Raw genomic sequence first — 11,420 nt, 5'->3', positions numbered from 1 at the left:
TTCACTCATATTTAAGGTATTTAAAGGATGGCCATAATACTTATCGATAATTTCTTCCACATCAGATCGCAGTTTATCATAATTGATATCATCAGGTGTGAAGCCCAGCTTAAGAATTGCACGCATGACACTGTCTGTATTACCTCGTTTTAAGGCAATAATCAATGTCGCAAATGCATACTTTATCCGTGTATCAAGGTGACCAATATTACCGAAATCAATCAAAACAATTCGATTTCCAGGTTGAATCAGAACATTGCCTGGATGAGGATCAGCATGGAACAGGCCGCTGATTAAGATTTGATTCATCATTGCATCTGTAAAGCGCTCACTGATTAGTTGCCTGTCAAACCCAAGTTCATCCAGTGTTTCAATATCATTTATTTTAATACCTTCTACGTATTCCATCGTTAATACTCGCTTAGTAGAGTAGTCCCAATAAATAGTGGGTATCTTAATTATGTCATTATCGATAAATTGATTGGCTATTTTTTCAGAGTTTCTCCCCTCAATTCCATAATCTAGTTCCTGATGTAAGGATTGAGAAAATTCATCCACTATATCACTTATGCCATATTCTCTAGCCCAGCTGAATCGTTTTTCTGCCAATCTAGCAATACTGTGCAAGATTTCAAGATCCGTCTCAATATTACTTTGGATATTAGGTCGTTGTACTTTTACAGCGACCGCTTCCCCTGTATAAAGAACAGCCTTATGTACTTGGCCAATAGAAGCCGCAGCCAACGGTTCTTCCGTAAAGTCGGAGAACAGTTCATCAATGGTTGCTTCCAGACTCGTTTCAATAATCTTTTTAACTTCTGCAGGGGAGAAGGCAGGCACATGATCCTGCAGCTTTTCCAATTCCAGAATAACGGAAGGAGGAATGATATCAGGTCTTGTACTCAGCATCTGCCCAAGCTTTACAAAAGTCGGACCCAACTCCTCAAGAATGGCACGAATCCGCTCTGCGGCAGGCCGATTTTTAACCTCCTTGCCTTCAAACGTCCACTGCCCTCCAAGCGGCAGCATATCGGATAATCCCAGCTCTTTGGCAATGGATCCAAATCCATTATGAATCATTGCACGGATGATATCCTGGTACCGACTAAAGTGACGTATTCTCTTTTTAAGCATCACTCTTCCCCCCTAACCTGCTCAATCACATACCTGTGTCGTTATTGATTCTTCGCCTCTAACAAAGCAATTCGATTTTCCAATCGTTCAATGTCTTCTTTTGTGGCAAGATCCATTTCTGCCAGACGTTGCTTAACCTTTAAATTAATTTGTTGTTCAAATTCTGCTCGGGCTTCATTTCCCTTTTTCACTAGATCATCTACCACTGATTTGGATTCTGCCTGAGTTACTTCACCCTTTTTCACCAATTCATCCACTAATTTTTCAATTTGTTCCTTGCTTGTTACAGCTGCTCCAATTCCCATAGAAAACGTTTTATTTATAATGTCCCTAATCATGCTCACTTCTCCTCCTTGAATTTATGATTAATAGAATAAAGCAAAGTATTTCCCAATATTACCTTTCCACCACTTAATCAAAACAAACCTATAAATTGTGTATTTTTTTTGAATTAATAAACATCTCTGCTTATAAAAAATAGAAGACTGCCCTGACGGCAGCCTTCTATTAAAAAATCATTCAGTTTCTCTTTCTGTACTAAATACAATTCCATTTTCTTTGCGGGAGTACTCTGTGATTTCCAGTACCCCTCTACTAATCTCAATTAGCTTTTGATAATCTGACTGTTTATCATGATTGATAATATCGATAAAGTTATCAATTTCATACGCCATATCATTCTCTTTTTGAGGAATAGAAAAGGGTTCGCACACTTTTGTTTCTCTATCAATATACTCAAGCTTTTGAATGGTTCCTGATCCAGGGAAGATAATATTTCCCGTCTCCCCATGAATTTCATTTGATCCATAGGAATTGACTATTTTCGAGCAAACAATTGTACATACAAAATCAGAATACTTGAGGATTAGTGTTCCTCCTCCATCAACGCCACTATCTAGCATAACTGGAGTATAGCTGGTCGAGATAGGTTTTCCAAAAAGGGCGAAGGCCATGGATAGAGGATAAACACCCAGATCCACCAAAGCACCCCCTGAATAATCAGCTGAGAATATATTAGGAATCTCCCCCTCCAGCAATTGATCATATCTTGAAGAATATTTCATATATTGTAAGTTTACATTACGAATTCTTCCCACACGTTTTATATTATCCTGCAGTAACTTGAAGTTGGGTGTATGAAGGGTTCGGATGGCTTCAAAAAGATAGACGTTATTCCTTTTAGCGATTTGATAGGCCTGATCCAACTCTGCCACATTAGAGAAAAACGGTTTTTCACATATGACATGTTTACCGTTTTCTAACATTAAAACCGCTTGTTCAAAATGACATGAGTTTGGAGAAGCGATATAGACAATATCGATTTCCTTACATTTAGCTAGTTCCTCCAGCTGATTAAAAACAAGATCGACCTCATGTTTATTCGCAAAACGAGACGCCTTATCCAAATTTCTTGAATAAATCGCCTTTAGATAAAGACCATCACTTTCTAAAACTGCATCTATAAATTGTTCTGTAATGCTGCTAGTACCAATTGTTGCTAGATTCATAAGTAACCTCTCCCTCGCCTACCAAATTAAAAGCTATAATTTCAAAAGTGCCAATTTATTCTTACTAGTACCCCAATAAAGGAGCATGCTTACCTATATAAGAATTTTTTTATAATTACGAACGCTATATAAATCATATCAAAAAATGACTGCAGACATTACATTACAATTAGATGTTTTTAACTAAGGATTAAAGATATTCATTTGGAATCACCTTTAAAGGATAGGTTTATTACGAACACGAAATGAGATAAGGATTTAAGCAAAAAAAAGAAGGCAAAATATGCCTCCTGTTTTACTAATCCTCATCTTTCGCATCCCAATCTTCAGGAATCGGTTCAGATAACCATTCCTGGAAAAGCTTTTTATATTCCTGCAGCTGCTCTTGATAATTGGAAAATTGATCATTGTTAATCAAATATTGCTCCCCGTCAAATATAGCCCGGATTTTCTTTTGCTTGATAAGTGTTTCAAGATAGGATTCCGGCAATGATAAGTATTCTGCTGTTTCTTTCACGGAAAGGTACACCAATCATCCACCTCTTCTCCCAAAAATATTGTTTACTAAGTCTATCATATTTTTTAATGTTCTTCATTCAGTTGAAGATTTAGAGTTACATATCTTTCATATCTGGTACTGTTATCTCTTATAGAAGTCATTAATTCTATCCAGAATTTAATGTAACCATACATTGTTTTTCATCACGAACCTATTTTTTAAAATGATATATTTTTTAAATTTATTGATAAATTACACGAACGTAAAGGAAGCGTAAAGTTATAGTTAAATATGACTGTTTAGTATTTACTTTAAACTTCTTGTCCATAATAATGATAATCGAAAATACTTTTTTTAAAATAATGTTGAGGTGTAAATAGTGGATATAAGTATTCAAGAAATGCTATTTGAGTTTCTCGGCGGATTGGGTATCTTCCTATTCGGTATTAAATTTATGGGAGATGGACTCCAAAAATCTGCAGGTGACCGCCTAAGAGATCTATTGGATAAATATACAACCAATCCTATTATGGGGATTTTGGTCGGTATCCTGGTTACTGTTTTAATACAAAGTAGTTCAGGTACAACGGTTATTACAGTTGGATTAGTAAGTGCCGGTTTTATGAAACTTCGCCAGGCAATCGGTGTTATTATGGGGGCAAATATCGGTACAACCATCACGGCCTTCATTATCGGTATTGATGTCGGTGAATATGCATTGCCAATTATCTTTGTCGGTGCAGTGCTATTATTCTTCTTTAAAAACCAAAAGATCCACAACTTCGGTCAAATTCTATTCGGGTTCGGATTTTTATTCTTCGGCTTAGAGCTTATGAGCAGTGGAATGAAGCCGCTTCGCTCCTTCGAATGGTTTCATGATTTAACAGTAAGCTTAAGTGATTATTCTATTCTTGGTGTTTTGGTAGGAACAGTCTTTACATTATTAGTACAAAGTTCCAGCGCTACAATCGGTATCCTTCAGGGATTATTTGGTGAAGGACTTGTTGATCTGCAAGGTGCTCTGCCGGTACTATTCGGAGATAATATCGGTACAACCATTACGGCCCTGCTTGCATCCATTGGTGCATCGGTTGCAGCCAGACGTGCTGCTTGTGTACACATACTCTTCAATGTGTTCGGTACTATCATTTTTATGATTCTGCTCGTTCCATTTACGGCTCTTATTAGTTGGTTCCAAAAAACACTTGGACTAAATCCGGAAATGACCATCGCCTTTGCACATGGAACATTCAACATTACAAACACACTGATCATGATTCCATTCATAGGTGCATATGCGTGGATCGTTACTAAACTCATTCCAGGAAAGGATACTGTGATTGAGTATAAACCGGAGCATTTAGATGAGAGAATCATCGACCAATCTCCTTCTATTGCACTTGGACAGGCGAAAAAGGAAACTTTGCGAATGGGCGAGTTTGCTATTAAAGGATTGGAAGAAACGTATAACTACCTGTTAACGAATGAAACTGCTTCATTAAATACAGGTAATCAAATTGAGGAAGCTCTCAATAACTTGGATCACAAAATAACAGATTATCTCGTTAAAGTCTCTACAAGTTCACTGTCTGCTAACGAATCTGACGAACATAATATTCTAATGCATACCATTACAGATATCGAACGCATTGGTGACCATTTCGAAAATATTCTGGAATTTGCAGAGTATAAAAATACAAATAAAGCAACATTTACAGATGAGGCTACAGAAGGCATGTCTGAAATGTTCACACTAACTATAGAAGCGGTCAAAGAAGCGATGGTGGCAATAGAGAATCAAGATAAAGAAAGTGCATATAAGGTGCTTGAATTGGAACGTAAAATCGATAAGATGGAGCGCCAATTAAGAAAGCAACATGTCATCCGTTTAAATAATGGATCCTGTTCTGCGCAAGCAAGCCTTGTTTACGTTGATATTTTAAGTAATCTTGAACGCATCGGTGATCATGCTAAAAACATTGCCGAAACGATTATCGGCGAACAAGAATAAACAGTAAATAGACTCTCCACGGAGGGTCTATTTTTTTATTCCTTTCATTATTTCACTATCATAAAATGCCCTAAACACACTCTCTACCCATAAATTATTTTAGATTTACACATATTTATCATCCTCAAAATCCTCCTGTTTTCATTATTTATAAATCAAAAATTACAACGGTAACTATTGATGAATGAAGTATTTTACTATCAATATAGTGTAAATAGCATTCTTTTTACTATGAAAGCGCTTTTTTTTGAGCAAAAAGTTTTGTGAATTTATACACAAGGAGTATGCTTAAAGTAGAGGATTTATGGTTATATAAATATAACTAATTTAATTTTTCGCTATAACAAACAGAAATGGGGTATTTGCTATGTCAGACACAATGAAACAACAATCAGAGACACAAGCCTCTCCGGTTGCTTCACAAGAAGAATTGTTAAAACAATTATCAAAACCAGAAGTTCAGGAATCATTAGTTACTCTATTAAATCAATTACCACAATTAACTGAAGTTGTAACAGCATTGAACAAATCATATGAATTCGCTCAATCCGTCGCTACTGATAAAGTATTAGTAAATGATTTTGCCAGTACAGCGAAGGAATTTGCAGAGCCTGTTACGAAAACAGCCAAACATATAGCTGTCAATGCTATGGAAGCAAAAGAAAGAGCTGAACAAAGCAAAGAAGTGATCAGTGTATTCGGTTTGATGAAAATGCTAAAAGATCCTCAAATCCAAAAGGTTCTTCGTTTTGCCAGCGCTTATCTTCAAGTAAGCAACGAACGTTCCAAATAAAAGCTTATTCATTTATACAAAAAGCACTTATTATATGATTTTCGAAATATACTGGATTAAAAATATTACAAACAAGGGTGGAACATATCATGGCACAAGAAATTGTTATTTTAGGAGCAGGGTATGGCGGTCTTCTTTCAGCATTATCAGCACGTCAGCATTTAACTCCTGAAGAAGCTACTATTACAGTTGTTAACCAATATCCGACACATCAAATTATTACTGAACTGCATCGCTTGGCAGCAGGCAATATTAGCGAAGGCAGAATTGCTATGCCGTTAGATCGTTTGTTTAAAGGAAAAGATATTAATCTAATCATCTCTAAAGTTGAATCTATATCAGCAGATGAAAGAAAGGTAACCCTTTCAAGCGGAAAAATCTTAACCTATGATAAATTAGTCGTTGGATTAGGCAGCCAAACTGCTTATTTTGGCATCCCTGGTCTTGAAGAAAATAGTATGGTCTTAAAATCAGCAGAGGATGCTAATAAAATTAACAAGCATATCGAAGATCGAATTAAAGAATATGCACAAACTAAAAATCCAGCAGATGCAACCATTGTTATCGGCGGCGGTGGACTAACCGGTGTTGAATTAGTTGGAGAAATTGCAGATACAACTCCTAAAGTAGCTAAAAAATACATGGTTGATCCTTCTGAGCTGAAATTTATCCTAGTTGAAGCAGGTCCAAAAATTTTACCTATGCTTCCTGATCATTTAATTGAGCGTTCTATGACAAGCTTAGAGAATCGCGGAGTTCAATTCTTGACTGGACTTCCTGTCACAGGTGTAAACGGAAATGTAATCGAGTTAAAAGATGGCCAACAAATTATCTCCAATACATTTGTATGGACTGGCGGCGTACAAGGCCTTCCTGTTGTTGGTGAGTCCGGTTTAGCTGTAGATCGTAACCGTGCTACTGTTAATGAATATCTGCAATCTACTTCACATCCTGATGTTTACATTGCTGGTGACAGTGCAGTTGTCTTCCCTGCTCCAGGAGCAAGACCATACCCTCCAACTGCACAAATGGCTTGGCAAATGGGCGAATTGATTGGTTATAATATTGCAGCAGCCATAAAGGGCACTCTTCCTGAAGTATTTGCTCCAGTAAACTCAGGAACATTAGCCAGTCTTGGACGTAAAGATGGCGTAGCCATTATTGGCGGGAACTCAACACCATTAAAAGGCTTACCGGCTACAATGATGAAAGAAGCTAGTAATATCCGTTATCTGTCACATATTAAAGGCTTATTCAGCATCGTTAATTAATACAATAAAAACTCCTGTCCGCCAAAAAGCAGACAGGAGTTTTTTTGGCTTCATACCGCTTCAACCACCTCGATTCTCTGCTAGCAATCTATTTTCTAATACATGGGGAAAAGTCGAATAATAAGAAAAGATTGCGATCCGCTATACTCTTTCTACTTATTTCTTAAAAATTCTTCTATTACTTGATTAAATTTAGCACTATATTCCCAAAACATTAAATGGCCACCAAGAACTTCTACTTTAGATTTAGGAGATACCTTTTGTGTAAACACCCTGGCTGTATCTGCCCAATGCTCTGCCACAATCGTCAAGGTCGGCCGCGATCCACTCGTGAGCCTTGCTTCCTCACGATAATCCGAAAACATTCCAGAAGCGAATAAGTTGGCGGCTATATAATAGGGGGTTTTCAAAGATTGCTCTACTATCCAATTCAACTCTTCATCTGTAAGCTTTCTCTGTACCATCACCTGATTTGCATAATCAGTTATAAATAACCTTTGCCCTTCCGGATTGCGTAAATAAGTATTATAGGCCAGCCCTATATCATCCAATGAGCCTTCAACCCAGTCGCTTATATGGTCCGTCGATAATGGTTTTGGGGACATATCCACAAAGATAAACGCTTTGCTATTGTCCATTCCAAATTGTCTTATATACTCCCAGATTGTCAGACAGCCGAATGACCATCCTGCCAGTGTAACAGCCTTCAACTCCAATTTCTCTAGAATTATGGCCAAGTCTGCACCATGAGTGATATATTCATTTCCGTGCAAGGCGGTTGTTGACCGTCCATGACTTCTTGGGTCAATTACAATGACACGGTTGGTTTTTGAAAAATACTCAACTTGTTTTGAAAATACTTCTGTTGTAAAAGTCCAGCCTGGAATAAAAATGATCGGTTCCCCTGATCCAACATCCTGAACAAACAGCTCCACACCGTGATCCACTTCAATATATTTACCGCCTTTGGCTAGCATATTCACTCCTCCCAGAGTTTCCATTTCTTTTAAAATGGAGATATTGACTTATATTCGTAAAAACTTAGTTCCTCTCATGTATTGCCGAAAGGATACTTCCATATGAGCAATTGACTATTAAAACGGAATAACTTCTATATTTGCATTTACAAATTCTATATGCAAAATTATAGAATTTAATGAATATATCTTTACGTTTAATTTTCCAATGTATGATAAAGGCATAATTAAATATGAGGTAAAACATGGGGGCAAAAGAGAATTTATATGGAGAAATAAAAGCATCATTACTGCTTTAGGACTGCTTCGATGGAGAAATTCTGTCAAGCATCAGGGATTTCCGAGAAATTCGTTGCCAAACTAGCATTAAAATCGTACCCGGCAGATCAACAGCCTTCATTATTAAAGACAATATTCATATTTGCAGATTAAGTGGAAGCTACCTGACTATAATAAAAAGCCTTGAACCTGTTCAGAACACAAGTTCAAGGCTTTTACTTTGTTTATTTCAGTACACCATATTTAACAAAGTGAAATTGACGCTCCATGTCTTTTCTTTTTTGACTCACAGTCGAAAGATCATTTAACGCCAGGATAATTTGATTGAATGTAATAGTTCTCAAAATCGCAATAACTTGAAATAATTCCTCTTTATTTTCAACCTTTAGTAAATGAGTGTCAGTAACTAGATTCAGCAACTTCTCGTGTTGCTCTTCCATTTCACGCACATCCGTAAAGCTCATTAAATGTTCAGCCAGCTTAATATCCGTCCGCGTATACACATTGACCAAAAACTTGGAATGAGCAGGATCCATCGCTTTCTTAGTAATATAATCAAATAGCATAAAGTGAAGTGAAAAGAGGCTTACCCGATCGTTAATCTTGCTGTTGATCTGATTATGGAGATCACTTTTATACTCATTTAATAAATACAGAAACAGATCTTCTTTATTTTCAAAGTAACGATAGAAGCTTCCCCGAGGAATTTGCGCTTCTTTAATAATTCGATTAATAGATGCATCATAGAAGGAATATTGGCTGAATTCCTCCTTAGCAGCCTGAATAATCCTGATACGCTTTTCCGCTGGTAAATTCACAAATGTTTGACTTGGCATATACTATCCTACTCTCTGCGTAAAGAGTCGACCGGATCCAATTTAGCTGCTTTATTGGCAGGCATAAGTCCTGAAAGCATGCTGATAATGATACTGGCAGCAACACCGAAAGCAATATATGCTGGGGTTATTTGTACAATTTCAAAATCAATCAATTTTGTTGAAAGGCTGTTAGCCACAACTGTTAATAAAGAGGCAGCCAGAACACCGATGATTCCACTGGATAGTCCAATCAGGAATGCTTCAGACACAAAAATTCTTCTAATATCCCTGCGTCTTGCACCGATCGCTTTTAGAACCCCGATTTCCTTTGTACGCTCAACAACACTAATATGGAGAACAACCAAAATCATGATTGCTGAAACAAATAGTGAAATTCCTGAAATCCCTGTTAAGACATATGTCAAAACATCCAGCATTTCGTTCATCATGGCTGTCATTGTTTCCTGGGATGAACCACTGTAGCCCATATCCTTGATTTTTGCTTTTATATCTTCCGTAAACTCTTCATTATCTGCCACTAAATAGATACTTGTCGGTTCTAGTGTCTGACCGTTATCCTTGGCAAGCAGTACAAGGTCATCATAATTGACATAGATTAAATCCATTGCCGCAAATTGACTGCCTAACGATATAATCCCGCTAACTTTATAGGTTTTTTCATATAATTCTTCATTAAGCATTAGCGTTACGTTAACATCTTTACCGATCATATCTCCACCTAATTTTTCAGCGGTACCTTCCGCAAGAAGAATTTCTTGTTTTCCAGGTAAAGAGCCTTCTTTAATACTCGTTTCGGTTAAATTAGAGGAGACGGTTGAAATCATCATTAAATCAACCTTTTTATCCTCATATTTAACTGCGTTGGAACCAAATGATATTAGATTGAAACCTTTTTCTACTGAAGAGACGTTCTCGATTTTGGATAATTTCTCTATATCCTTTTCCTCAAATGGTGTTTGTTCACCCATCATCGATAGCATCATGGCCTGATTTTCATCTACATTTGTTGGTAGTTCTTGTTCCTCAGAAGGCATATTTACTTCTACGACAAGCGGATTCACCATACTGTTCATAGAGTCATTCATATAGGTCTTCACACCATTTCCTAATGAAAGGAAAAAGATGACACTCATGATTCCTATGCTTGCTCCTAATGAAACCCAAACATTTCTACCAAGCTTCTCTTTCATATTCAGAAATGCAAGTTTCACGGCCGCCACAAAGCTAAGGTTTTCACCAACCTTCTTTTCCACTTGATTGGATTGAGGTTCCATTTGTTCTAGAGGTTCTCCTCTGTCATCACGGATAATTTCCCCATCTGCAATTTGGATTACCCTTGAGGAATGGTTCGCTACTCGCTCAGAGTGAGTAACCATAATAACCAGCTTACCTTGCTTAGCAATATCTTTTATGATCGCCAATACTTGTTCCGTTGTTTCAGAATCAAGTGCTCCGGTTGGTTCATCGGCAATGATGATTTCAGGATCATTAATTAATGCACGCGCAATCGCAACCCTTTGCTTTTGACCGCCGGATAATTGATTTGGCTTTTTATAAATATGATTTTTCAAACCAACCTGAGTTAGAATTTCCTCCGCTCTTTTAATGCGTTCCTCTTTCCCTACATTCGATAAAGTCATCGCAATCGTGACATTATCGAGGACAGACAAATGCGGAATCAGATTAAAGCTTTGAAAAATAAAGCCTATTTTATTTTTTCGATATTCATCCATTTCTTTTTCATTAAACTCACCAATATTCTTCCCTTCAAACTGAACGGAACCGGTAAAATCAGAATCCAACCCGCCAATCAGATTCATTAGAGTGGATTTACCACTTCCTGATTCACCAATGATGGAGACCAATTCTCCCTTCTCAAAGGAAACATTAACATCTTTAAGAGCAGGGAAGTATTGACCATCTGCAATCGGGTATTGTTTGTTCACATGCTGCAATTCAAGTACTTTCATATATGTTTTATGACACCCTTTACTTGTTAGTCTCTTGATGTAATTAGTCTGGTCAGTTTTATGACAGTTTATCAAGTAAGACTACTATAAGTGACAACCTGTCACCTGTCAATTAATTATATTAAAATAATATTTATCG

Annotated in this window: 10 protein-coding genes; 3 read left to right on the top strand and 7 right to left on the bottom strand. The window is 37.0% G+C overall.

What is annotated here, in order from left to right; all coding sequences use genetic code 11:
- From AC4D4B_RS16305 to AC4D4B_RS16290, 4 genes are all read right to left on the bottom strand, one after another.
- On the bottom strand, positions 1 to 1,134 hold a 1,134-nt coding region (locus tag AC4D4B_RS16305; RefSeq protein WP_490997040.1), incomplete at its 3' end, for an ABC1 kinase family protein.
- A 41-nt stretch (positions 1,135 to 1,175) separates the two neighbouring features.
- Complete coding sequence (locus AC4D4B_RS16300) at positions 1,176 to 1,472, bottom strand: phasin family protein (protein ID WP_490997041.1); 297 nt, start codon at positions 1,470 to 1,472, stop codon at positions 1,176 to 1,178.
- Between the two features lie 177 nt (positions 1,473 to 1,649).
- Positions 1,650 to 2,642, bottom strand: a complete 993-nt coding sequence (locus tag AC4D4B_RS16295; RefSeq protein ID WP_490997042.1) for a Gfo/Idh/MocA family protein — start codon at positions 2,640 to 2,642, stop codon at positions 1,650 to 1,652.
- Positions 2,643 to 2,940: 298 nt separating this feature from the next.
- Positions 2,941 to 3,171 carry an excisionase family DNA-binding protein gene (locus tag AC4D4B_RS16290; RefSeq protein WP_490997043.1) on the bottom strand — a complete coding sequence of 77 codons (231 nt, stop codon included), beginning with the start codon at positions 3,169 to 3,171 and terminating at the stop codon, positions 2,941 to 2,943.
- 349 nt (positions 3,172 to 3,520) lie between these two features.
- Here AC4D4B_RS16290 and AC4D4B_RS16285 point away from each other — a divergent pair, with 349 nt between their 5' ends.
- The 3 genes from AC4D4B_RS16285 (at position 3,521) to AC4D4B_RS16275 (ending at position 7,216) form a co-directional block, all read left to right on the top strand.
- Positions 3,521 to 5,152 carry a Na/Pi cotransporter family protein gene (locus AC4D4B_RS16285; RefSeq protein WP_490997044.1) on the top strand — a complete coding sequence of 544 codons (1,632 nt, stop codon included), beginning with the start codon at positions 3,521 to 3,523 and terminating at the stop codon, positions 5,150 to 5,152.
- A 367-nt stretch (positions 5,153 to 5,519) separates the two neighbouring features.
- Positions 5,520 to 5,945: a DUF1641 domain-containing protein gene (locus tag AC4D4B_RS16280; RefSeq protein ID WP_490997045.1), complete on the top strand. Its 426-nt coding sequence runs from the start codon at positions 5,520 to 5,522 to the stop codon at positions 5,943 to 5,945.
- Positions 5,946 to 6,034: 89 nt separating this feature from the next.
- The gene (locus AC4D4B_RS16275; RefSeq protein ID WP_490997046.1) at positions 6,035 to 7,216 is read left to right on the top strand and encodes an NAD(P)/FAD-dependent oxidoreductase; all 1,182 of its coding nucleotides are present in this window, start codon (positions 6,035 to 6,037) and stop codon (positions 7,214 to 7,216) included.
- A gap of 152 nt (positions 7,217 to 7,368) precedes the next feature.
- Here the strand turns inward: AC4D4B_RS16275 and AC4D4B_RS16270 are convergent, their stop codons facing one another.
- The 3 genes from AC4D4B_RS16270 to AC4D4B_RS16260 all read right to left on the bottom strand — a co-directional run bounded on the left by AC4D4B_RS16270 (position 7,369) and on the right by AC4D4B_RS16260 (position 11,281).
- On the bottom strand, positions 7,369 to 8,193 hold the full coding sequence (locus AC4D4B_RS16270) for an alpha/beta fold hydrolase (protein ID WP_491000524.1): 825 nt from the start codon (positions 8,191 to 8,193) through the stop codon (positions 7,369 to 7,371).
- A 503-nt stretch (positions 8,194 to 8,696) separates the two neighbouring features.
- Entirely contained in the window at positions 8,697 to 9,308 is a 612-nt protein-coding gene (locus AC4D4B_RS16265; protein ID WP_491000523.1) for a TetR/AcrR family transcriptional regulator, read from the bottom strand.
- An 8-nt stretch (positions 9,309 to 9,316) separates the two neighbouring features.
- A complete protein-coding gene (locus AC4D4B_RS16260; protein WP_491000522.1) occupies positions 9,317 to 11,281 on the bottom strand; it encodes an ABC transporter ATP-binding protein/permease in 1,965 nt (654 codons plus the stop codon).
- Between the last annotated feature and the right edge of the window lie 139 nt (positions 11,282 to 11,420).

It is taken from the genome of Pradoshia sp. Z6_59, from assembly GCF_058267515.1.
This window is presented reverse-complemented; position numbering and strand designations above follow the sequence as displayed.